This window comes from Pseudomonas entomophila (genome assembly GCF_013523125.1).
Lineage (GTDB): Bacteria > Pseudomonadota > Gammaproteobacteria > Pseudomonadales > Pseudomonadaceae > Aquipseudomonas > Aquipseudomonas entomophila_B.
Map to the genome: position 1 here is coordinate 1 of NZ_JAAMQJ010000047.1, position 21,274 is coordinate 21,274.

Here is a 21,274-nt window from a genome sequence, read left to right on the forward strand (position 1 = left end):
GCAACAGCCAGTGCTCAACTTTACAGCTTGGTTGAGACTGCCAAAGCCAATGGCCAAGAGCCTTATGCGTGGCTGCGCCACGCACTCGAACGTCTACCAACGGCGACATCGGTCGAAGATTACGAAGCCTTGCTGCCGTGGAACTGCTCACCCGCATCGCCTAGCTGAGCTCGCCACCCATATTGAGTTCGGTGGGGTTTATGGAGCGCTTACGTCCGGTATGGCCAGCGCCACCGGCTCGCCCTGGCCCTGCTGGGCTGGCTGGCCGAAAACGTTCTCAGCAATGAGGTCTGCGCTGATCTCGTGAAGCGCCTGCACCTGTTGGAGCGCAACCGTGAGCGAGTCGAGGGTGAAGGTTCGGGTCCTGGTATTATTGGTGGATCGATTTTCTGTGGGCATTAGGGTACCTCGGCGCTATATTGTCGAAATGGTTCAAGAAAGAATTTAGTAGGGTTTGATATTTATGAGTCAGGATGATCAATCGAGATTCGTTGTTGAAGTATTAGATTTGGCTGGGAAAGTTGTAGCTGGCTCTGGGTTGGTTCTAGGGTTGGCTTATCTATCTGGATGGGTTTATTGGCGGACTTATCTTGAGTGCATTGACATTGTCTGGACCTTAGAGGCTTTCAACGCTCAATCATTGGTTCAAGCAGGCCTGCCGTGGGTGGCATACTGCATAGTTCTGTCGTGTGTGATTTTTTTTGGCACGAAAAAAGCTATCCATATATCAAAATTAGTTTTCTGGTTCGTATTCCTTTGTGTGGTGATTTTTTCTTTTCTTGCAGGGGTGGCGTACTATGCAAAACCTGCGGTTGAGCTGGATAGTGCATGGAAACTACAGTATCTATTTTACGGTGCCGTAGCCGCAATTTTTATTGCTTTAGGTTTCAGGGTTCTGATTGAAGATAGGCTGCACGAAGAAGGTCCCAGGCCTAAGAATGCTTTAGTTCAATTCTCATTTGCGCTAGCCTGGATGGTTTTGGGTAGCCCATTCACGTATGCCTATTCTCAGGTCAAAGATATTCAATGCAACGACGTTTACGGCGTGAAAGTTGTCCACGCCAATGGTAATTCGGGGGCGCTGGTAGCGATAATAGGTGATAAAGCTATCATTAAAGATTCGCTCGAAGACAAAGCTTATATCTATACTGTGGGAGATGCTCTAAGTTTTCAAAAGGCAAAGCTGGTTGGTCATTTTCCAGGGTTTGCCTGCGCCAGAAGGTAACGCTTTAAAAGCGTCACACTGTGTGTGTTAGCGTGACGCTGTTAGTTACTTAGAGTCAAAGCTACCCAACACCAGTTTGGCGGCATCACCGACCTTGCTTTCGAGCACCTGTTTGAACTCCTGAGCGATCGCCTCGCGCTGTGCTTCCTCACCGAGCCAGCGCAGCTTGAGCGCCGGCTGCGTGCCGCTGGTGATGACGGACATGCGTAGGCGGATCACCTGTTCGCCCAAGCCTTCGAACGGGATGACCTTGAAGTCGAGCCAGGCCGGGAGGGTTTCCTTGCTGCTGGCTTCGATCGAGTCCATGGCGCTGCGGCTGGCGCGGGTTTCGCTGACCGCGTGATCGCTCTCGGACGACGCCTTGACGGTGATGGTGCGCACGGCGGCGATGGCCTTGGCGATCGTCATGCTGGCGCCGTTCTCGTCGGAGGCGGTCAGATGCTGGTGCCAGTCCTCGATCCAGTCGCTCATGGCCTTCTGCACCAGGTTCTGCCCGCAGATGGCCTGCACGGCGGCGAACGCAGCGGAAGGCTTGAGACGCAGCACGGCGCGGTCATCAGCGTGGCCAGGCTGGTCTGGCGTGCCGAGGTTGAACAGCACGGTGCAGCTCATGGCGTCCTGGTCGATGAAGCCGCGGGCTGCTGGCGCCGAGCGTTCGACCACATAGGCGCCGAAGTCGGCCAGCGAGTGGGTGGAGTAGGTGCCACGGAAGCGGGTGCGGTGGTCCTGGAATCGTTCGAGGTCGACGATCTTGGCGCCATCCGGCACCAGCGCCACCGGGGCGTGCGTGTCCAGCTGCTTGCCGGCCGCTGCCAGGGCGTCGTCGATGATCAGCTGCAGTGCTTCTTTGGAGAGGGACATGCGATGGTTCCTTGTTGGTGGAGGGGTCAGGTGCGTGGATGGACCGGTGCTTCGTCACGGGTGAAGAGCTGGTCGTGCTTCTCGGGGAAGAGCGAGATGTTGCCGCCGGTACCGACGTACATCGGTGTGTCCAGGCTGGTGTTCTCGCTGCGGGCGCCGCGCTTGGTCGGCACCTTGTAGTCCAGCTTGTGCTTGATCTTCACCTGGTGGGAGTCGCCGATCTGGCTGAAGTCCAGGGTGATGGTGATCTTGCCGGCCTTGCCGTGGTCGACGACGCCTGCGGCTACCTCGGAGAGGGCGTGGCCGATCTGGCTTGCGAACGCGCCGCCGTTGAGTTCCTGCAGGAACTCGGTGGTGTCGGTGGGTTTGGGCATTGCGATATCTCCTGACAGACAAGGCCGCTGGGCGGCAGGTGGATGTGTTGCTGGCGCCGGCCGAGGCGGGCGCGGTTGAGGACTCGTTTCATTTGTGCTGGCGCCACTTGGGGAAGTCGATGTCGTGCTCGTCGACGAGCCTGGTCAGGCGCTGCTGGCTGATGCCGATCAACTTGGCCACTGCGTCGCGGCTGAGGCCGGTGTGGGCGTAGACGCGGATCCTCTCGACCAGAGCGTCTTTTGTCTTGGCCCTGCCCTGGCGCCTCAGCTCCCGCTCGGCATGCTGCTTGGCGTCGATCCGAAAGCAGAACGAGTGCTTTCGGGAGAGCGTCAGCAGCTGTGTACGGCTGGCGCCCAGGTAGGCGCTGGCTTGGCTGACGGTCATGGTCTTGGCCGCTTGGATGGCCCGGCCGAGCAGTTGGGGGCTGTGCCGCACCTGCTCCACCTGCTTGTCCTGCAGCTGCTGGTCTGGGTACCACCGGAAGTTGGGTCGGCGGGGCACTGAGGCAGCACCCCCGCAGTCCTGAATCTGGCCGCCATTGGCGAGGAACTGCGCCACGCTGGCCTCAAGTTCTGCGCGAGCTTTCTCATGCTGTTCCAGGACGCTCTCGCCGATCATTGCCGCCCGACCAGCTTGCACCGGGCAGCTGCCTCCATCGCGTTGACGAACACCAGAGCGGTTTCGTACTGGTAGGCCATGCCCATGACGGCGCCGGTACCGAGATCGACCACTTCCCAGATCTTGCCGCGGCTCATGGCCTGGTAGCGGGGGGCGGTGACCTTGACGCGGGCCAGGGCCTCTTGGCGGGCGAGACTGGTGCGGGCCAGCAACGCCTCGAGCTTTGGAGCGCCTTGAGCGAAGGCGCGACTCGTTGCTGTTTGCATGATGTGATCCTCGGTCAGACGTGGAGCTCGAAGGCTTCGGCCTTGCGAACGATTCGAACTTGGGCGGTACGGCGCTCTGGTACGCGGCGGTCGCGGCGCATTGGGTCGCCCACGTCGATGGCGGCGTGCAGCGCGATGAGGCTGGCCAGCGCGATGCACAGGGGGCTGATGATCTGGCGGCTCATGGCCTTGGTGACGGCCTCGACGCGCCGGCTGACCTGCATCTTGAACAAGGCCAGCTTCACGCGGTTGGCGGCGGTACCGGGGGTGGTGCCCATCTGGCGGGCGATCTCTTTCGTGGTGAGGCCCTGGGCGACCCACAGCAGAGCTTCAAGCTCACGTGGCGCCAGGGCATCGCCGAGCTGGCCAGTCCATGTACCGCAGGTGATCGTTTCCATAATCTGTCTCGGTGGACCGCATTGGTCAGGCGCCAGGGCGGGTGACCAAACCCACGCGCAGCCGGAGGCGCGTGCCTGGCGCCTGCCAATGCGGTCGAAAAGTTGAGGGGAGGGGGATGCAGGGGGCCGCGTTGCGCAGTGCAGAATCGTCCGCATCGGTGGAGCAACTGGCTTCATAGCTCGACCGGCTTCGCCTAGGGCTTGAGAGGCCGGGTGGTCCTCGGTCAGTTGATCCACCGATGCGGCCTGCGATGGGGAGCAGGGCATCGGGCAGTTAACGGCAGGCTGCCGTGGCGCTGGTTGTTCGGTCAGGCGGCGGCTTCGGCCTCGGCCTTGATCCGCTCATGGATCTCTTGGCGGTGCACGGGCACGTCCTCTGGCGCTTCGACGCCCAGGCGGATCTGGTTGCCCTTGACGCTCAGCACCGTCACCCGGGTGTTCTCGTTGATCACGATGGTCTCGCCTGCCTTGCGGGTCAGTATCAGCATGGTCCTACTCCTGGGTTGGTTTCCCATGTAGCCCGCTGTTGCGGGCGAATAAGGTGCCGGTCAGCCCCGGCTGCTCACCACTGCCCAGGTGACGGGCTTTGCGCTAGGCTGAGCGCTCTCACACAAACACAGCCAGCAAAGGAGGACAGTGCGCGTATGCACACTTACAAACTGAAGTACCTGTCGAATGAAGGCGACTTGGCACAGCCGACTTTTGAATCAGACAAAAGACTCGACGCTGGTGATGTGATCGAGCTGGAAAGCGGGTTTTGGCACTTCATCACGGACATTCGAAATTTGAAGACAGGTACTCAGCTAGTTCTTGCTGAATCCGGTCAGACTGCTCAAGAGGCAGAGTTGCTAGCAAGGCAGCGACTAGACGACTGAGTACGACAGTTGCGTACTTCGCGCAGCTTTCTCGATCGACCTCTGTGCTTGGGTGCATCAGTTTGAGCCGAGTGGCTAGACCGATGTCGCCCTGGTGTGAGATGGATACGAATGCCGCTTCGATCCTCTCCGACAATCCAGGTGGAGTGACGCAAGGGTATGAGTGCGCGCTGGGCTCGCTGTTGAGCCTGAAGACGTCTGCGTGAGTCTCGTGTAGCGCCTTGACCGCCTCACTGTGCGAAGTCGATACCAGTATCAAGCCCCGGTCGAAAAGCTCCTTCAGGTACCCAGGCTCTGCCTCGCCGATATGGACACATCGCTTAGACGCGGGGTCGATGGCCACCACTGCTTGATTGTTCATGTCCTTCTCCGATTGGTTTCCCGTCTGGCCCTGTCGCCAAGGCCAGCCAGTGAAATCAGGCGGCGCGTACCTTGCTGGCCCGCGCCTTCTTCTCTACGCCGCCCACGTCCACCACCAGGTACTCACCGCCGCCCCGGCCATGCCCCAGGTTCTGGGTGCCCACGTACTTGCCAGCGCTTTCGGCGCCGCGTGGGTTGGTGAAGATGACGTCTTGGCCTTTCTTGAATCCGCTCATGCGAGCTCCTTGTTGCTGTGGTTGGTTTCCCGGCTGGCCCGCGTGAGCAGGCCAATCGGTGAAACCTATCCAAACCATGCCGCGCCGCGGCTATCCCCACCTGGCCGGGTCACACATTTCGTGGACGGTGTTCTTCCCGGCTGGCTGCATGGTCTGGCGTCCTCCCAATGAGGGGAGTCCGGCAGCTATCCAGAGGCTGCATGGTCGACGACTTAGCTTGTTCCAACCCGGGTGAGGGCCCGGGTGCGTCGAGGTGGTCACGTCTGGTTGTGTAAAGAGCGAGGCGGCTAGCGCCTATAACCTGTGTTATGGAGCGAATCATAATCTATGTTTTCATCTTGTCAATAACTCAGGTTATAAAATAGGCAAAAAAAAACCCGCTCAAGGCGGGTTGTGCTGGAACGCGTGGCTTCAGAGCTTCATGAGTGCACGAACCACGACGCCCACGATCCGGCAGTCGCCAGCGCACATTTCGGTAGGGTAGGCCGGGTTCAAAGGCTTCAGGAATCGCCGTCCGCCGTCTTCTACCAGCTTTTTGAAAGTCGCTTCGTTGCTATCGGCCAGCTTGGCGATAACAAGCTTGCCATGTTGTGCGTCAGCCTCAGTGTCCACAAGGATCAGAGTGCCCTCGACGATGCTTTGCCCAACAGGGGATGTCATCGAGTCTCCTTTGACCTCTAGCCAAAAGGCTGGGCCTTTGGCCTCGTACTCAGACATCTCATAACGGTCCGAAAAGCCTGGTGGAAAGGGCTCGACAGCTTCAGCCCAAGCCCCAGCAGCTACCCAGCTAATTACCGGGTAGCGATACGTCATCTCAGGGTTGTGCGCTGGGGCAACGTTGCTGACGCGGGCATGGCTTTCGGTTCCAGAGGCCAGCCACTCAGCTGTCACGCCGAGAGCCTTGGCGATCTCAAGCAGCTTTTTCGAGGACGAATTCCGGCCGCTCTCCAAATGCTGGATGGTCACCTGGCTTACCCCTGCCTTATCGGCGAGCTGCTGCTGGCTCAAACCTAGGGCTTGCCGCTTCGAATGGAGCCGGTCTTTCAACGCAAGGGTATGTGTATTCATAGGCGCAAGGGTAAAACACGCGTTATCGCCCTTCAAATAACATGTGTTTGCGTGTTCTATAACTTGGGTTATCATCCTGGCACGATCCATTGAGGCACGCAGACATGCCAGAAAAAGAGAGACCTATCGATGCGGTGGTTCGCTTGGCGGGAGGCCAAGCAGAGCTGGCGCGGCGATGCCAGACGAGTCAGCCGCGGATATGGCAGTGCGTTCACCGGAACCTGCGGGTGCCAGCGGACTTGGTCATTCCACTCGAGCGGGCTGTGCAAGGGCAGGTCACTCGACATCAGTTGAGACCCGACCTGTACCCGGCAGATGAGCCTGCCTCACCAGCCTGATGAATTCTGGCCCATCGAGGCAGGAGTTAACAGATTCCCGATGTGACTGATGATCCATCCAGTACCTGAATCGCAGGCACAAAAAAACCGCCTGGCAGGGCGGTTTCTTCAACAACGAGATCGAGGTCGATTATGCACACAGCACTCGATGCACGCAACACCCCCACCGGCAACACCCTCACAGCCCAGGCTCAACCCCAGGAGCTGATGTCGAGCCGCGAGGTTGCGGAACTCACCGGCAAGAGCCACGACAACGTCTTGCGCGACGCCCGATCCCTGGCCAAAAGGGGTGTCCTCAAATCTGAGGAGACCCCCTACCTGCACCCGCAGAACGGCCAGAGCTACCCTGAATTCCTGCTCACCCAGCGTGATGCGCTGGTGCTGGTCTCCGGCTACAACGCCGAGCTGCGCGCCAAGATCATCGACCGCTGGCAGGAGCTGGAGGCCCGCGTGGTGGCCCAGGTCCAGATCCCGACCACTTTCGCCGAGGCCCTGCGCCTGGCTGCCGACAAGGCCGAGGAGAACCAGCGCCTGCAGGACGCCCTGGCCAAGCAGGCCCCCAAGATCGCGGCCATCAACCGGCTGGCTGGCGCAGGCGGCGCGATCTGCATCACCGACGCGGCCAAGCAGTTGCAGCTGGCGCCGGCGAAGCTGTTCGCCTGGATGGAGCAGAACCGCTGGATCTACCGCCGCGCGGGATCGACGCGCTGGGTCGCCTTCCAGCCTCGCATTACCGCCGGCCTGCTCAAGCACAAGGTGACGGCGCTCAAGCCAGACCAAGAGACGGGTGAGGAGCGAGCGGCCTACAGCGTGCTGGTGACCACCAAGGGCCTGACCTACCTGGCCGAGAAGGGCATCGGGGGTTCGTTGTGAGCGTACAAGCCATGACCTGGGCACTCCAGATCCCTTCCAGCGAGCTTCAAGGCTCCCCGGCGCGCCATGTGCTGCTGTGCCTGGCGAACTACGCCGGTACCGACGGGCGCGCTGCCTTTCCATCGGTTGCGACCCTGGCCGAGGACACCGGCCTGTCCGAGCGTACCGTGCGCTCCAAGCTGGACGAACTCGAGGCCGCTGGCTGGATCAGCCGTGGCAATCAGGCAATCGCCGCCGCTTACATCGACCGTCGCGATCGCCGCCCTGTGGTGTACGACCTGCAAATGGTACGGGGTGCATCTGTTGCACCTCGCGCTGAACGGGGTGCAGCTGACGGCACGGGGTGCAGCTCACAGCAGAACGGGGTGCAGCTCACGACCGAACGGGGTGCAGGAGCTGCACCCAATCCGTCCTTAAACCAATCTACTCACTCACACCGCGCGACGTTCGAGTTGACGCTGGACTGGGAGCCGAACCCTGAGCGCTTGTATCCGTACGCCAAGCGGGCAGGGCTGACGCTCGAGCACTTCTCGTCGGAAGCGATCGCCGGGTTCGTGAGCTACCACGAAGCCAAGGGGCTGGTGCAGACCGAGAAGCAATGGCTGGCCGCCCTGGTCAGCTGGATCCGCCGTGACCTGGCCAGCGCAGCCAAAACTGCCAAGGCTTCACCATCCGGTACCCGCCAGCCGGCCGGTCCCAACTTCGACGACGACACCTGGGCCATTGATCCGGAGGACGCATGAGCAAGCCAAGACCAACCCAGAGCGCCATGGCACTGATCGGCAACGTGAACGACCGTGTCCAGCTCGTCGAGAAGATGGGGCACATACCGGCGCCGGCAGCCCCGGCCCAGCCCAGGCAGCTGGACCTCGGCACCATCAGCGTGGTGAACAAGCTGTTCCGCGAGCTGCAGGCCATCTTCCCTGCCTGGAAACAGGCCTGGCCTGATGACCTGGCCCTGGGCGCGGCCAAACGCAGCTGGATGAAGGCGTTCATGGACGCGCAGATTCACGACATGAACCAGATCGGCTACGGCCTCCAGCGCTGCCGGGCACTCGGCAGCCCATTCGCACCCAGCGCCGGCGAGTTCATCGCCATGTGCCTGCCTACAGCCGAGTCGCTGGGCATCCCGAGCCACAACCTGGCATTCCGGGAAGCGCTGGTGAACCTGCACCCGAGCCGGGCTGGCGCTCGCATCTGGTCCCATGAGGCTGTTCGCCACGCCGCCCTGCAATGCGAAATGTACAACCTGGCCGACCTGCTGCCGGAGAAGGCGCGCGCCGTGTTCGACCGGGCCTACGACATTACCATCCGAGCGCTGATCGAGGGCCGGCCGCTCGAAGCGGTGCTGACCGGGATCGGGCACGACAGCCAGAAGACCGAGCTGCAGCTGGCCGAGGAACACGGTGAATGGCGACTCAACGAGATCATGCGCCAGCAGGCCATCCCATCCAGCGGTGCTGCGGCTCGTGCCCAGCTGCTGGCCAAGCTGAACATCAAGCGCGGAGCAGAGGCGTGAAACAGAGCAGACTGACCAGGGCGGCGCGCGGCCGCGAGTGCCAGGTGCGGATTCCAGGCGTATGCAACGGCAACCTCGAGACCACCGTGCTAGCGCATTACCGCATGGCCGGCACCTGTGGCGTGGGCAGCAAGCCGAACGACCTACAGGGTGCCTGGGCGTGCAGTGCCTGCCATGATGCGTGCGACGGTCGCAGTCGGGCGATCGACCGGACCACCGCGCGCCAGTACCACGCCGAGGGCGTCATGCGCACCCAGGCTATCCTGATCAGCGAAGGCGTGGTGGCGGCATGAAGGCTTACACGCCGAGTAAACCACGCGCCAGAACGGTCGACCGGGAGGGCCAGGAGCAGGCCGCGTTGATCAAGGAGATCGAGCTGCGTTATCCGGCCGTGGCCAAGCTGATCTACCACGTCCCCAACGGCGGGCACCGGCACAAGCTGGTGGCGATCAAGCTCAAGGCCCAGGGCGTGCGTGCGGGTGTTCCCGACCTGGTGCTGCCAATGGCGCGCGGCGGCTACTTCGGCCTGTACATCGAGTTTAAGGCCACGCCGCCGAACGACGCCGAGATCAGCGCCTCCCAACACAGCTACATCCAGGCGCTGAACGAACAGGGCTATCTGGCCGTGGTGTGCCGTGGCCACTTCGACGCGATGCAGGCCCTTCGGGATTACCTAGCGCTGGCGCCGACGCCCAGGATGGCGGCATGAAGAAGAGCCACGGGCCTGCCTTGCGCAAGGCAATGATCGAGCTGGCGCCGTGCACCTGGTGCGGGGGCGAGGGGATCACCCGTGGCGTCTTCCACGATCTGGCCTGTGACCAGTGCAACGCCTCCGGTTGGGTGAATGCCGCCACAGGGGAGGCGGTACCGCTCGAGGAGCTGGTAACCCAACTGAACATGAAGCTGCGTGCCATGAGCAGGCAGCTCGAACAAGCGACCAAGCGCCAGCCAGATGGAGCTGGCGCCCACTACCGAACGAACAACCGCCGCGGTGCCGGCGGGACGAACTACACCGGGGATTGAAGACCAATGAAGAAACGAACCTACACCGACAAGCCCCTGGGCGATAGCGCGTACATGCTGGAGCAGTGGGGCTGGTGGCGCATGGATGGGATGGGTGTGCCTCAGTACGTGTGCCCGCTGTACGCGCTGATGCGCGACAACGTGCCATCAGAAGGTGGCCTCAAGCAGTACGTGATCACGGATGACCTGGCGCTGGCCGTCGACGGCGCCGTAGCTCGCCTGACGAAGCGCGACGAGCAGATGGGCGGCTTCATCTGGCTCTACTTCGGCGCGAAGTGGCCAGCATTGCGGATCGCTCGAGCGCACAAGATGGGAGAGGCGAAGGCGCGCGAGTTGATCAACGCCGGGGTTGCCTGGATCGACTGCGCCCTGGAGCAATTGCGCGAGGCGGCTTAGAAAGTTCTTTCCACGCGGATAAACACCTGTTTCCATAGCAGCGTGTCCAGCTTGCAACGCAACGCGACACAGGAAAGCCCCGGCCATTGAGCCGGGGTTTTTTGTTAGGCGAGGCTTTTGGCTACTGCTGGGGCTTTGTATGCAGGATCAAGCTCCTCTAAAGCGTTGAAGCCTCGAGAGGTCAATACATGGCTCGCCGACATCTTGTACTGGCGATCATGGACTAAGCCTTCTTCTACTAGCCAAGCCATGGCTCTCCTGACTTCTTGATTGAGCTTCTCCCATTCATTTGAGACAACCCGACCGCCCATTTTGTCGCGGCTAGGCTCCTCATCGGTAAGCCCGAGCTCATTCGGCCCAAGATAGTCCGCTGCAGGGAATGACTCATATAGGGCAATCAAGATCTTCTTCGCGATTTCCTCAAACCTTTCGATATTTGCTGTCATGTCTATCTTTCTCAGCTTTGTAAGAGAAGTGAAGATAGCACAGGGCCACTTTTTCAATCAGTGGCTAACTCACGGAGGTTCAATTCCTTCCTTGACCCACCATTTTCAGGCCTCGCCATTGCGCGGGGCTTTGTCGTTTCTGGAGCATCCAATGACCAACAGAGCTACTGCACCTGCAACCTGTTTTCTGTCCGCGCGCGTCTCGGATGCTGAGGAAGCAACCTTGGCGGTCAACCTGGGCGAGGCAATCGAGCCACTGCGCCTGGGCGGCGTCACCTTCTACGGTGAGTCGGCCCGAGTGATCCGCGATGCACAGGCAGTGCTCCAAGCTGCTGGCGCCGGTCAGCTGGAAGTGGTGAAGCGCGAACCTTTCCGGATCACGGCCGACGGCCATGTGTACATCAGCGAAGCCGTGGTCGGTAAGGCCAAGGTCAACGCATCCGCCATCGACCATTCCCAATACAGCCTGAAGCTGGAGCTGGACGGTGAGGGGCGGTACCACGTCGCAGGTGTGGGCCTCGGAATCGATCACCTGGTGACGCGTGACCTAAGGCTTGGGGCTGGTCTCGAAGAGGATGTACGCCGTCTGCTGCGTGTCGAGATGAAGCCCGGTGGCATCCTGAACCCCGTCTAATCACCGCTGCAAGCGGCACTTACTTTCATGGAGCACCTAATGGACCCGACCGACCTCGGCCCAGGCACAGCTACCTGGCTGGGCGGAACGGGCACTGTACTGCTGGGCGCTTTTCTCTGGTTGCGCAAATTCCTCTCGAAGGACGCAGCCGACCGCGCCATGGACAACGCCGACATTGGCACCGTCCGCCGGCTGAATGAATTGCTCGACTCTGAGCGCGAGGCCCGCAAACAGGCTGAAGCGCGTGCCGACCAGTTCGCCAAAGAGCGGAACGAGCTGGCCGCGCTGGTTGGCCGCATGGAAGGCAAGATCGAGGCCCTCACCAGCCAGGTGGGGCAGCTCACCGAACGCGTGACACTTCAAAGCGAGGAGATCTCGCGTCTACGCGCCCAACTCGGAGGTGCTCGGTGATGGACAGATGCGTATGGGAGTTTGTGGCCCGCCGCTGGTGGCGCCGCATCGAGGTGTGGGTCATTGCCCTGCTGCTGGTGGTTGGTGGCGGCTTCGGCGGTTACCAGCTGGCGCAATGGGCGCTGGCCAAGGCCTATCTGGAGCAGGTCGCCGAGGTGCGCAGGGCCTACGACGCAGCGACCGAGCAGCGTGACCTGCGCCTGGACGAGCTGGCCCGCCAGACCGGTACCGCCGTCGCCAAGGCCTCGAAGGCCGCTACCACCGCCACCCAGGCAGCCGACAAGGCAGACGAAGCACTCAGCCGCGTACAGAGCGAGGATCGACCATGAGCGAACATCACAAGCCACTGCGAGTAGCCACCATCATACCGGCGCCTGCGTCCTGCAGTAGCAACGCCCACATGACTATGGGGACGAAGGTACTGCTGAGCGACGGTAGCGAGCTTCGCGGCGTGCAAAGCATCGAACTCAAGGCTTCGGCCGAGTCTGGCGCGTGGCAGGCCGTCATCACCGTGCTACCTCTCGAGGTGCCTCAGATCGTCGCTGACGCTGAGATCGTAGAGGGTGAGGCGATCGAGTTCACCACTGTCGATGGTCGCCATACGAAGGTGAGAGCATGAACGATCAAATGCACAGCGAGAAGTTAAGCCAGCAACAGGGCGACCTGCTGGTGTTCACAGTTCCTCAAGTGTTGAGCAGGGATCAGCGCGAGAGGGCAATAGCCCTGGCAGAGATGCAGGCGGAACGGCTCGGTTGTCGCGCTCTGCTACTGGACGGCGGCGCAAACGCCCAGCTCCAGCCAAGCACGGCGGTGCTGCTGGCGGAGATGCAGAAACAGACCGCGCTGCTCGAGCAGATCGCTACCGGCCAGCTGGCGCTGATCGAAGCGCTGGCCGACGACGAGGGTGAAGACCCTGACGCACCGCCGCGCACCTACCTGGACGGCACACCATGCCGCTGAGGCCGCAGCGCCCATGCCGCGCCCAGGGCTGCCGAGCGCTACACCGCAACGCCAACGGCCACTGTGATGCCCATGCCGACCAGGTGAAGAGCTACGCCAGGGAGAAGCCTCGCGAAAGCTCAACATCTCGAGGCTACGGCTACAAATGGCAGCAGGCCCGCGCTGGGTGGCTGGCCAAGCATCCGCTGTGCGTGCAGTGCCAGGCGCACGGTCTGGTCGTCGAGGCGACCGACGTCGACCACATCGTCCCGCACAAGGGCGACATGACCGTGTTCTGGGACCGGTCGAAGTGGCAGAGCCTGTGTGCGTCCTGCCACTCGGCCAAGACGGCCCGAGAGGACGGTGGGTTCGGCAATCGTCAAGGGGTTTGATCGAAAAATGCACAGAAATGGTGCGAAATCGGTCGATTTTGGTCGAAAATGACCGAAATGAGAGGAATTCTCATTTTTGGGGGTGGGGAGGGGTCAAAGTTCACGGATTTTCGTTTCTAGACCGCGCCCTCAGTCGTTTTTTTACACCCGCGAAATATAAAGTTTAGTGGAGGCGCCGATGCCAGGGGTTGCCGGGCGCTCTGGCCGTCGCCCAAAACCCACGGCCAAGAAGGCGCTGGCGGGGAATCCCGGCAAGCGCAAGCTCAACACCGACGAGCCTGACTTCTCTCTGGTGACCAACGTCGACCCGCCCGAGTGGCTGTGCGAGCACGCCACCAGGGTGTGGCAGATGATCGTGCCCGAGCTGCTCCGCGCGAAGGTGCTGGCGCTCACCGACCTGCACAACGTCGAAGCCTTCTGCACTGCGTATGGCAACTGGCGCAAGGCCCAGGAATACGTGCGAGACCACGGCCCTGTGGTCGCTGGCGCCACTGGCGGGCCGGTGAAGAACCCGGCACTGACCGCAGCCAACGAGGCCATGCGGCAGATGGTCACCTTCGGCTCGATGCTGGGCCTGGACCCTGCCAGCCGGAGCCGGATCATCGGCGGCAACAAGCAGAAAACGACCAACCCCTTCGCCGGCCTCTTGAGTGACCCATGACCAGGACCAAGTACACCAACGTCGACAAGGCGACGGTGTGGGCGAAGTCCGTCCTCAAGGGCAAGTTTCCTGCGTGCCGCTACATCCATCAGGCGATCGAGCGGCACTTCGAAGACATCGCGGCCAGCAAGTCCAAGAGCTACCCCTACAAGTTCGACCCGGCCAAGGCCGAGAAGAAGCTGCGGCTGATGCAGCTGCTGCCGCATACGAAAGGCGAGTGGGCCTTTAAGCGGCAGCTGATCACCCTGGAGCCGTGGCAGCTGTTCGGCCTGGCCTGCACCTTCGGGTGGGTACGGAAGAAAGGCGGGTACCGGCGCTTCCGCGAGAGCTACTGGGAGGTGCCGCGCAAGAACGGCAAGTCGGTGATCGCCGCCGGCGTCGGCATCAGCATGTTCGTCGCCGACAACGAGTTCGGCGCCGAGGTCTACTCCGGTGCGACCACCGAGAAACAGGCGTGGGAGGTGTTCCGTCCAGCCAGGCTGATGGTCAATCGCTCGGCCATGCTGATCGAGGCGGCAGGCATCGAGGTGAACGCCTCGAACCTGAACATCCCGTCCAACGGCAGCCGCTTCGAGCCGCTGATCGGCAACCCTGGCGATGGTGCCTCGCCGTCCTGCGCGATCATCGACGAATTCCACGAGCACGACAGCGCGGCTCAGTACGACACCATGCTCACCGGCATGGGCGCCCGTCGTCAGCCGCTGATGTTCATCATCACCACGGCTGGCGCGAACATCGAGGGCCCGTGCTACGACAAGCGCCGCCAGGTCATTGAGATGCTGAACGGCACCGTCCCTGACGACGAGCTGTTCGGCTACATCTGGACCCTGGACGAGGGCGACGACTGGACCGACCCCAAGAACCTGGCCAAGGCCAACCCCTGCATGGGGGTATCGGTGTTCCAGGAGTACCTGGAGAGCCAGCTGGCCAGGGCCATCAGGTCGGCCCGCTTCACCAACACCTTCAAGACCAAGCACCTGAACCTGTGGGTCAGCGCGAAGGCCGGTTTCTTCAACATGGAGAGCTGGAAGGCGTGCGAGGACACAAGCCTCACGCTCGAGCAGTTCGAGGGGCAGGAGTGGGTGGCCGGGTTTGACCTGGCGCGCAAGCTCGACATGAACTCACGCGCCCGGCTGTTCTGGCGGGAGATCGACGGGAAGATCCATTACTACAGCGTGGCGCCGGCTTTCTGGGTTCCGGAGGACACGGCCAACGACGTGGACAACAAGCGCATGACCGAGCGTTTCCAGGCCTGGGTCAACACCGGGCACCTGCACACCACGCCCGGCGCCGAAGTGGACTATCGCGAGATCCTCGAGGACACGAAGGAGGCCAACCACCTGGCGCCGATCAGGGAGAGCCCGATCGACCCCCACGGCGCCACGGGTCTCAGTCACGACCTGGACGACGAAGGCTTCAACCCGATCACCATTACCCAGAACTACACCAACATGTCGGACGCCATGAAGGAGCTGGAGGCGGCCATCGAGGCCGGGCGTTTCCACCACGATGGCAACCCCATCATGACCTGGTGCATCAGCAACGTGATCGGCAAGTTCCTGCCCGGCAACGACGACGTCGTGCGCCCGATCAAGCAGGGCGACGACAACAAGATCGACGGCGCCGTGGCGCTGATCATGGCCATCGGCTCTGTGCTGCGTCTCGCCCAGGCGCCCAGTAACGACGGCTTCTTCGAAAATCCCATCATGGTAGGAATCTAATGGCCCGCGAGAAAAAACCAGGTCGGGTCAAGTCCGCGTTGCTGGACTGGCTCGGCGTGCCGGTCGGTCTCGCCGACGGCTCATTCTGGCAAGAGTGGTTCGGCACCTCTGCTAGCGGCAAGCATGTCAGCGTCGACAAGGCGCTGCAGCTCTCTACCGTATGGGCCTGCGTCAGGCTGCTGTCGGAGTCGGTTTCCACGCTGCCGCTGCGGTTCTACCGGCGGATGCCGGATGGATCGCGCGAGCAAGCCAAGGACCACCCGCTGTACCGGTTGCTTTGCCGGGTGCCCAATGCGGAGATGACCCCGCAACGCTTCATGCTGCTGGTCGTTGCCAGCCTGTGCCTTCGCGGGAACGCCTTCGTCGAGAAGAAGATGATCGGCCAGCGGGTGGTTGCCCTTGTGCCACTGTTGCCCCAGCACATGACGGTGAAGCGCCAGGACAATGGCCGCTTGCAGTACAAGTACAGCGAGAAGGGCCAGGTCCGAGAAATCCCTGAAAAGAACCTGATGCACATCCGTGCATTCGGCCTGGACGGGGTCAGTGGCATGCTTCCCGTCACCACCGGCCGAGAGATTTTCGGCTCGGCTATGGCGGCTGAAGAGGCCGCTGCAAAGGTTTTTGCCCAGGGCATGCAGGCGTCCGGCATCCTGAGCAGCGACACCGACCTCAAGCCCGCACAGCGCGAGCAACTGCGCGCAAGCCTCACCGCGTTCATGGGTTCCACCAACGCCGGCAAGATCATGGTGGCCGAGGCTGGCCTGAAGTATCAGGGGATCACCATGAACCCTGAAGCTGCACAGATGCTCGAGTCCCGATCGTTCAACGTCGAGGAAATTTGCCGCTGGTTCCGTGTCCCGCCCTTCATGGTGGGGCACATGGACAAGCAGTCGAGCTGGGCATCGTCCGTTGAAGCGCAGAACCTGCACTTCCTGACCAACAGCCTTCGCCCGCTGCTGGTCAACATCGAGCAGGAAATTACCCGCTGCTTGATCGGCGACCTCGATGCCGACGAGTACTTCGCCGAGTTCGCTGTTGAAGGCCTGCTGCGCGCTGACAGCGCAGGGCGGGGCGCCTGGTACAACACGGCGCTGCAGAACGGCTGGATGTGCCGCAATGAGGTCCGCCGGCTGGAGAACCTGCCTCCGATTCCAGGCGGCGACACCTACACGGTGCAGTCGGCTCTTGTGCCACTGGACCAGCTTGGCAAGCCTGCAGCTGGTGCCTCACCGGCAGCATCGGCCTTCATGCTGCGACTCGTCTCCGCCCGCAACAGCGGCGACACGGCGGCCATCAACCAGGCCGTTGAGCTGGCGTCTCAAGCGCTGGCGTCTGGTAACCCCGATGGGCCGCTCATGGCTCACGCGCTGATATCGATGCCGCTGCTCAAAGCGGCCTGACCTGGAGCAACCCCATGACTCTCAAGACACTTCCGGCGGCGCCGGCGGTGCGGCCGCACGCGCGTGTCGAATCCGATCTGTTGCCGAAGGCCATGGAACGCTGGAATCCAGCGATCAAGGCGGCGGCTGGCGATGACTCATCGACCATCACCATGTACGACCCGATCGGCATGGACTGGTGGAGCGGTGAGGGCGTCACGGCCAAGCGCGTGAGCGCCGCGCTGCGCAGCATCGGCGACAAGGATGTGACCGTGAAGATCAATAGCCCAGGCGGCGACGTTTTCGAAGGCCTGGCGATTTACAACCTGCTCCGCGAGCACAAGGGCAAGGTAACCATCCAGGTGCTGGGCTTGGCCGCCTCGGCCGCTTCGTTCATCGCCATGGCTGGCGACGAGATCCAGATCGCCCGGGCCGGCTTCATGATGATCCACAACGCCTGGACCATCGCTGCAGGTGACCGCAACGACTTTACCGAGGTCGCCGACTTCCTCGACCAGATCGACGCCACCTTGGCCGACATTTACTCGGTTCGCACGGGTGACGCCGCGGCGCAGATGCGCGCCCTGATGGACGTCGAGACATGGATGGGCGGCAGCGCGGCTGTCGATTCTGGCTTCGCCGACAGCCTGCTGCCTTCCGATGCAGCACAGGAAGACCCACAGGCCTCTGCACCGCAGCAGGTCGCGGCCCGACGCCTCGACACGATCCTGGCCAAGCAGGGCATGCCGCGCTCGGAGCGCCGCTCGCTGATTCAAGAACTCAAAGGGGGTACGCCTGGCGCTGCCCCCTCCGGTACGCGAAACGCTGCCGACAACCAGGCCGATCTGGCCGACCACCTCGCCGACCTACAAGCCGCCATTTCGCGGTTCTCGGCAGCAGCCACCAACTGACCGGAGAAAATCCCCATGGCAGACAACACCGCTGACCTGCTCAAGCAGGTCTCTGCAGAACTGAAACAGGCCACCAGCGACTTCAGCAAGCAAGCCGAGAACGCCCTGGCCGAGGCCAAGAAGGCCGGCAGCCTGTCCGAAGAAACGAAAAACGCCGTCGATGAGATGGCCACCAAGTTCAACAGCCTGACCGAGGCCGAGAAGCAGCTGAAGGCCCAGTTGGGGGAGCTGGAGCAGGAGTTCGCTCGCCTGCCTTCGGCCAACTCCCCGCAGGCCCGTGAAAGCCTCGGCGGCGTGGTGATCAAGAGCGAGGCCCTCAAGCAGTTCTCGGCCAGTGTCGAGGGCAACAAGCGCGTGAGCATTCCCGTCAGCGCAGCGCTGCTGTCCACGGACATCCCGGCCGGCATCGTCGAGCCTCAGCGCTTGCCTGGCATCGATGCCGCACCCAAGCAGCGTCTGTTCATCCGCGATCTGATCGCGCCGGGTCGCACCACTGCGCCGGCCATCTTCTGGGTGCAGCAGACCGGCTTCACCAACGCCGCCAAGGTGGTGGCTGAAGGCACGACCAAGCCTTACTCGAACATCGAGTTCGCCTCGAAGCTGACGGCGGTTTCGACCATTGCGCATATGTTCAAGGCGTCCAAGCAGATCCTGGACGACTTCGCGCAGTTGGGTTCGACCATCGACGTCGAGATGCGCTACGGCCTCAAGTACGTTGAAGAGCAGGAGATCCTGTTCGGTGACGGCACTGGCGTGCACCTGCACGGTATCGTCCCTCAGGCCTCGAAGTACGTGCCGGCCTTCGAAGTCGAAAAGCGGTCGGGCATCGATGATCTGCGCCTGGCAATGCTGCAGGCGCAGCTGGCGCGCCTGCCAGCGTCTGGCCACGTCCTGCACTTCATGGACTGGGCAAAGATCGAGCTGACCAAGGATTCGCTGGGCCGCTATATCCTCGCCAACCCGCTGGGCTTGGCCGGCCCTGTGCTGTGGGGGCTGCCGGTGGTGGCCACCGAAGTCGCCGCGTTCATGGGCAAGTTCCTGACCGGCGCCTTCCAGACAGGTGCCCAGCTGTTCGATCGCGAAGACGCGAACGTGGTTATCTCGACCGAGAACGCCGACGACTTCGAGAAAAACCTGATCTCGATCCGTTGCGAGGAACGTGCGGCCCTGGCAGTGAAGCGTCCGGAGGCTTTCATCTTCGGTGAGTTCGCGGCCCCGGTCACCCCGTAACCCTGAGTAAGGGCCGCCCGAGCGGCGGCCCCTGGAGGCATTCATGAAACTGAAAACCCTGAAACCTCTGTACCTTGGCGGCCAAACACTGGTTGAGGGCAAGCCCTTCGAGACCATCGAACAGCACGGGCGCCAGTTGATCCAGAAAGGCTATGCCGAACTGGACGAATCGGACGACGAGGTTGTTGTGACCATTTCGCAGGAAGACGCGGCTGGCGCGGGGGTGCTGACTTCATCGAGTCTCAGCGCTCCAACTCTGCCACTCGCCGTTTCTGGTGTAGTCGGTCCTCTCAGCCTCAAGCAAGAGGGGCACGGCAAATGGATTGTCGTCGGCGAAGACGAAAAGCAGGTCGGCAACTTTGTGGGCAACAAGGCTGAAGCCCAGAAGGAACTGGATCGCATGGCGGCCCAGGTTAAGCCTGAGCAGGAGTAGACCATGTCAGTGATCGCCATCGACATCGCCATGCACCACCTGCACGCCGAGCCTGACGACCAGATGCTGGTCAAGGCACAGCTTGAAGCGGCAGAAGGGGCGGCCATGCAGTTCCTCAACCGGCGTTTCTACGCAGACCAGGTCGCACTCGACCAGGCCCGGGCCGGTGTGCCGGCAGCAATGCGCACAGCCAAGGAGGCGAATGCCGCTGCGGTGGCCATAGCCGAGGTCGAGCCTGAGCACACACTGCGCGCCCGGCTGCTCGAGCACGCACGCCAGGCCCTGGCCGATGCCTACGACCAGGCCGACGCCGTTGCCTACGGCATGGTGCTGAACGCCGAGATACAGGCCGCATGCCTGCTCAAGCTGGGCCACTTGTTCGCCAACCGTGAAGAGGTGGTCACCGGCACGATCGCCACCGAGCTGCCGCTGGCATCCCAGCACCTGCTGATGCCGTACCGCATCCGGATGGGTGTGTGATGCAGGCCGGCAAGCTCCGGCATCGCATCGACATCCAGGAACAGCAGACACTCCGCGACCCGGCCACCGGCGAGTTCGGCGACACCGAGTGGGTGACGCGCTGGGCGCGTTGTCCTGCCCAGGTGCAGCCGATGTCGACCCGCGACGTGGTGGCCGCCCGCGCGAACCAGTCGGAGGCAACCGCCCGCATGGTGATCCGGTACCGCCCCGGCGTGCTGTCGACCATGCGTGTCCTGTACCGGGGCGAGGTGTACAGCATCGAGGGGCCTCCACTAGAGGATGCCGAGTCGGGCCAGGACTACCTGACCCTGCTGGTCTCGAAGGGGGTCAAGGATGGCTGACGGCGTCGATTTCAGCATCACCGGCCTGGATGGTTTGCTGGGGAAGCTGGACTCGGTGAGCTATGACGTCAGGCGCAAGGGCGGCCGGGCGGCGCTGCGCAAGGCCGCCCAGATCGTCGTGCAGAAGGCCAAGGAGGGCGCCGAGCGCATCGACGACAAGGCCACCGGCCGCTCGATCGCCGACAACATCGTGCTGCGCTGGAACGGTCGCCTGTTCAAGCGCACCGGTGACCTGGGCTTCCGAATCGGCGTGCTGCACGGCGCCGTGCTCAGGGATGGCGGCGACCTCAGCCAGAACGCCCCGACGCCGCACTGGCGCCTGCTCGAGTTCGGTACCGAGAAGATGGCCGCTGTCCCGTTCATGCGCCCGGCCTTGGCCAACAGCATCAACGAGGTGACCAACACCTTCGTTACCGAGTACGAGAAGGCCATCGACCGCGCTATCAAGCGCGCCGCGAAGAAGGCAGCAACCCAATGAGCGCACCCATTTTCGAGACCTGCTCCCGCGACCCTGTGGTGACTGGCCTGCTCGGTACCGGCGCCGACATGCGTCTGTACTCGTTCGGCGAGGCGCCGGACAAGGTGGCCAGGCCTTACGTGGTCTGGCAGGTCATCAACGGCAACCCGGAGAACTATCTGGCTAGCCGTCCGGACGCCGACGGCTTCACCCTGCAGGTGGACGTCTACGCCAGCACCGGGTCGAGCGCACGCCAGGTGCGCACCGCGCTCCGGAACGCGATCGAGCTGCACGCCTACATCGCCCGATGGGGCCGCGAGGAACGCGACAGCACCACCAAAAATTACCGGGCCAGCTTCGACGTGGACTGGACAGTCCTGCGTTGAGGCCCCCATTCAACCGAGGAGA

At 62.3% G+C, this 21,274-nt stretch carries 36 protein-coding genes; 27 read left to right on the forward strand and 9 right to left on the reverse strand.

Annotated elements, in window-relative coordinates; genetic code table 11:
* Both G7007_RS19170 and G7007_RS19175 read left to right on the forward strand, forming a co-directional pair.
* The coding region (locus G7007_RS19170; RefSeq protein ID WP_181104304.1) for a transposase domain-containing protein at positions 1–168 on the forward strand (168 nt) is incomplete at its 5' end.
* 295 nt (positions 169–463) lie between these two features.
* Complete coding sequence (locus G7007_RS19175) at positions 464–1,225, forward strand: hypothetical protein (protein WP_181104307.1); 762 nt, start codon at positions 464–466, stop codon at positions 1,223–1,225.
* Positions 1,226–1,270: 45 nt separating this feature from the next.
* Here G7007_RS19175 and G7007_RS19180 read toward each other — a convergent pair whose 3' ends face one another.
* The 6 genes from G7007_RS19180 to csrA all read right to left on the reverse strand — a co-directional run bounded on the left by G7007_RS19180 (position 1,271) and on the right by csrA (position 4,231).
* Positions 1,271–2,086, reverse strand: coding sequence for a DUF2303 family protein (locus G7007_RS19180; RefSeq protein ID WP_181104309.1), 816 nt, complete (start codon positions 2,084–2,086; stop codon positions 1,271–1,273).
* A 26-nt stretch (positions 2,087–2,112) separates the two neighbouring features.
* Positions 2,113–2,460, reverse strand: a complete 348-nt coding sequence (locus G7007_RS19185) for a hypothetical protein (protein ID WP_181104311.1) — start codon at positions 2,458–2,460, stop codon at positions 2,113–2,115.
* A gap of 88 nt (positions 2,461–2,548) precedes the next feature.
* On the reverse strand, positions 2,549–3,079 hold the full coding sequence (locus tag G7007_RS19190; RefSeq protein ID WP_181104312.1) for a hypothetical protein: 531 nt from the start codon (positions 3,077–3,079) through the stop codon (positions 2,549–2,551).
* Positions 3,076–3,345, reverse strand: coding sequence for a hypothetical protein (locus tag G7007_RS19195; RefSeq protein ID WP_181104313.1), 270 nt, complete (start codon positions 3,343–3,345; stop codon positions 3,076–3,078). The genes G7007_RS19190 and G7007_RS19195 overlap by 4 nt, the downstream gene beginning before the upstream one ends.
* Positions 3,346–3,359: 14 nt before the next feature.
* Entirely contained in the window at positions 3,360–3,743 is a 384-nt protein-coding gene (locus G7007_RS19200) for a response regulator transcription factor (RefSeq protein ID WP_181104314.1), read from the reverse strand.
* A gap of 308 nt (positions 3,744–4,051) precedes the next feature.
* Positions 4,052–4,231, reverse strand: a complete 180-nt coding sequence (gene csrA / locus G7007_RS19205; RefSeq protein WP_181104315.1) for a carbon storage regulator CsrA — start codon at positions 4,229–4,231, stop codon at positions 4,052–4,054.
* Positions 4,232–4,387: 156 nt separating this feature from the next.
* Between csrA and G7007_RS19210 the strand changes: the two genes are divergently transcribed.
* Positions 4,388–4,618 carry a hypothetical protein gene (locus tag G7007_RS19210; protein WP_181104316.1) on the forward strand — a complete coding sequence of 77 codons (231 nt, stop codon included), beginning with the start codon at positions 4,388–4,390 and terminating at the stop codon, positions 4,616–4,618.
* A 416-nt stretch (positions 4,619–5,034) separates the two neighbouring features.
* On the opposite strand, the gene G7007_RS19215 is transcribed toward G7007_RS19210, so the two are convergent.
* Together G7007_RS19215 and G7007_RS19220 are read right to left on the reverse strand one after the other, a co-directional pair.
* On the reverse strand, positions 5,035–5,214 hold the full coding sequence (locus tag G7007_RS19215) for a hypothetical protein (protein WP_181104318.1): 180 nt from the start codon (positions 5,212–5,214) through the stop codon (positions 5,035–5,037).
* A gap of 411 nt (positions 5,215–5,625) precedes the next feature.
* A complete protein-coding gene (locus G7007_RS19220) occupies positions 5,626–6,357 on the reverse strand; it encodes a LexA family protein (protein ID WP_181104320.1) in 732 nt (243 codons plus the stop codon).
* A gap of 29 nt (positions 6,358–6,386) precedes the next feature.
* Here G7007_RS19220 and G7007_RS19225 point away from each other — a divergent pair, with 29 nt between their 5' ends.
* The 8 genes from G7007_RS19225 (at position 6,387) to G7007_RS19260 (ending at position 10,431) form a co-directional block, all read left to right on the forward strand.
* Positions 6,387–6,620 (forward strand): transcriptional regulator, encoded by a 234-nt coding sequence (locus G7007_RS19225; protein WP_181104322.1) that lies wholly within the window; start codon positions 6,387–6,389, stop codon positions 6,618–6,620.
* Between the two features lie 207 nt (positions 6,621–6,827).
* Positions 6,828–7,493: a Rha family transcriptional regulator gene (locus G7007_RS19230; protein WP_181104381.1), complete on the forward strand. Its 666-nt coding sequence runs from the start codon at positions 6,828–6,830 to the stop codon at positions 7,491–7,493.
* A gap of 11 nt (positions 7,494–7,504) precedes the next feature.
* The gene (locus G7007_RS19235; protein WP_181104324.1) at positions 7,505–8,236 is read left to right on the forward strand and encodes a helix-turn-helix domain-containing protein; all 732 of its coding nucleotides are present in this window, start codon (positions 7,505–7,507) and stop codon (positions 8,234–8,236) included.
* 26 nt (positions 8,237–8,262) lie between these two features.
* Positions 8,263–9,012: a replication protein P gene (locus tag G7007_RS19240; protein ID WP_181104383.1), complete on the forward strand. Its 750-nt coding sequence runs from the start codon at positions 8,263–8,265 to the stop codon at positions 9,010–9,012.
* Entirely contained in the window at positions 9,009–9,305 is a 297-nt protein-coding gene (locus G7007_RS19245; protein ID WP_181104326.1) for a DUF1364 domain-containing protein, read from the forward strand. Before G7007_RS19240 ends, G7007_RS19245 begins: the two co-directional genes overlap by 4 nt.
* On the forward strand, positions 9,302–9,721 hold the full coding sequence (locus G7007_RS19250) for a VRR-NUC domain-containing protein (RefSeq protein WP_181104328.1): 420 nt from the start codon (positions 9,302–9,304) through the stop codon (positions 9,719–9,721). Before G7007_RS19245 ends, G7007_RS19250 begins: the two co-directional genes overlap by 4 nt.
* Positions 9,718–10,035, forward strand: coding sequence for a hypothetical protein (locus tag G7007_RS19255; RefSeq protein WP_181104330.1), 318 nt, complete (start codon positions 9,718–9,720; stop codon positions 10,033–10,035). The genes G7007_RS19250 and G7007_RS19255 overlap by 4 nt, the downstream gene beginning before the upstream one ends.
* A gap of 6 nt (positions 10,036–10,041) precedes the next feature.
* Positions 10,042–10,431: an antiterminator Q family protein gene (locus G7007_RS19260; protein WP_181104332.1), complete on the forward strand. Its 390-nt coding sequence runs from the start codon at positions 10,042–10,044 to the stop codon at positions 10,429–10,431.
* 104 nt (positions 10,432–10,535) lie between these two features.
* On the opposite strand, the gene G7007_RS19265 is transcribed toward G7007_RS19260, so the two are convergent.
* Positions 10,536–10,877 carry a hypothetical protein gene (locus tag G7007_RS19265; RefSeq protein WP_181104334.1) on the reverse strand — a complete coding sequence of 114 codons (342 nt, stop codon included), beginning with the start codon at positions 10,875–10,877 and terminating at the stop codon, positions 10,536–10,538.
* On the opposite strand from G7007_RS19265, the gene G7007_RS19270 reads away from it, so the two are divergent.
* The 16 genes from G7007_RS19270 (at position 10,876) to G7007_RS19345 (ending at position 21,252) form a co-directional block, all read left to right on the forward strand.
* Positions 10,876–11,511: a hypothetical protein gene (locus tag G7007_RS19270; RefSeq protein ID WP_181104336.1), complete on the forward strand. Its 636-nt coding sequence runs from the start codon at positions 10,876–10,878 to the stop codon at positions 11,509–11,511. The genes G7007_RS19265 and G7007_RS19270 overlap by 2 nt on opposite strands.
* 39 nt (positions 11,512–11,550) lie before the next feature.
* Entirely contained in the window at positions 11,551–11,922 is a 372-nt protein-coding gene (locus tag G7007_RS19275) for a chemotaxis protein (RefSeq protein ID WP_181104338.1), read from the forward strand.
* Complete coding sequence (locus tag G7007_RS19280; protein WP_181104340.1) at positions 11,922–12,251, forward strand: hypothetical protein; 330 nt, start codon at positions 11,922–11,924, stop codon at positions 12,249–12,251. The genes G7007_RS19275 and G7007_RS19280 overlap by 1 nt, the downstream gene beginning before the upstream one ends.
* Positions 12,248–12,541: a hypothetical protein gene (locus tag G7007_RS19285; RefSeq protein WP_181104342.1), complete on the forward strand. Its 294-nt coding sequence runs from the start codon at positions 12,248–12,250 to the stop codon at positions 12,539–12,541. The genes G7007_RS19280 and G7007_RS19285 overlap by 4 nt, the downstream gene beginning before the upstream one ends.
* Complete coding sequence (locus G7007_RS19290; protein ID WP_181104385.1) at positions 12,538–12,882, forward strand: hypothetical protein; 345 nt, start codon at positions 12,538–12,540, stop codon at positions 12,880–12,882. The genes G7007_RS19285 and G7007_RS19290 overlap by 4 nt, the downstream gene beginning before the upstream one ends.
* Complete coding sequence (locus G7007_RS19295) at positions 12,873–13,253, forward strand: HNH endonuclease signature motif containing protein (RefSeq protein WP_181104344.1); 381 nt, start codon at positions 12,873–12,875, stop codon at positions 13,251–13,253. The genes G7007_RS19290 and G7007_RS19295 overlap by 10 nt, the downstream gene beginning before the upstream one ends.
* Before the next feature lie 178 nt (positions 13,254–13,431).
* Positions 13,432–13,914 carry a phage terminase small subunit P27 family gene (locus tag G7007_RS19300; protein WP_181104346.1) on the forward strand — a complete coding sequence of 161 codons (483 nt, stop codon included), beginning with the start codon at positions 13,432–13,434 and terminating at the stop codon, positions 13,912–13,914.
* Positions 13,911–15,635 carry a terminase large subunit gene (locus G7007_RS19305; protein WP_181104348.1) on the forward strand — a complete coding sequence of 575 codons (1,725 nt, stop codon included), beginning with the start codon at positions 13,911–13,913 and terminating at the stop codon, positions 15,633–15,635. Before G7007_RS19300 ends, G7007_RS19305 begins: the two co-directional genes overlap by 4 nt.
* Positions 15,635–17,035 (forward strand): phage portal protein, encoded by a 1,401-nt coding sequence (locus G7007_RS19310; RefSeq protein WP_181104350.1) that lies wholly within the window; start codon positions 15,635–15,637, stop codon positions 17,033–17,035. The genes G7007_RS19305 and G7007_RS19310 overlap by 1 nt, the downstream gene beginning before the upstream one ends.
* Positions 17,036–17,049: 14 nt before the next feature.
* The gene (locus G7007_RS19315) at positions 17,050–17,925 is read left to right on the forward strand and encodes a head maturation protease, ClpP-related (protein WP_181104352.1); all 876 of its coding nucleotides are present in this window, start codon (positions 17,050–17,052) and stop codon (positions 17,923–17,925) included.
* A gap of 15 nt (positions 17,926–17,940) precedes the next feature.
* Positions 17,941–19,155 (forward strand): phage major capsid protein, encoded by a 1,215-nt coding sequence (locus G7007_RS19320; RefSeq protein WP_181104354.1) that lies wholly within the window; start codon positions 17,941–17,943, stop codon positions 19,153–19,155.
* A 43-nt stretch (positions 19,156–19,198) separates the two neighbouring features.
* Entirely contained in the window at positions 19,199–19,588 is a 390-nt protein-coding gene (locus G7007_RS22055; protein WP_219859171.1) for a hypothetical protein, read from the forward strand.
* 3 nt (positions 19,589–19,591) lie between these two features.
* Positions 19,592–20,068 (forward strand): head-tail connector protein, encoded by a 477-nt coding sequence (locus tag G7007_RS19330; protein WP_181104356.1) that lies wholly within the window; start codon positions 19,592–19,594, stop codon positions 20,066–20,068.
* Positions 20,068–20,409, forward strand: a complete 342-nt coding sequence (locus G7007_RS19335; protein WP_181104357.1) for a phage head closure protein — start codon at positions 20,068–20,070, stop codon at positions 20,407–20,409. The genes G7007_RS19330 and G7007_RS19335 overlap by 1 nt, the downstream gene beginning before the upstream one ends.
* Positions 20,402–20,887, forward strand: a complete 486-nt coding sequence (locus tag G7007_RS19340) for an HK97-gp10 family putative phage morphogenesis protein (protein WP_181104359.1) — start codon at positions 20,402–20,404, stop codon at positions 20,885–20,887. The genes G7007_RS19335 and G7007_RS19340 overlap by 8 nt, the downstream gene beginning before the upstream one ends.
* Positions 20,884–21,252, forward strand: coding sequence for a DUF3168 domain-containing protein (locus tag G7007_RS19345; RefSeq protein ID WP_181104361.1), 369 nt, complete (start codon positions 20,884–20,886; stop codon positions 21,250–21,252). The genes G7007_RS19340 and G7007_RS19345 overlap by 4 nt, the downstream gene beginning before the upstream one ends.
* Positions 21,253–21,274: the final 22 nt, after the last annotated feature.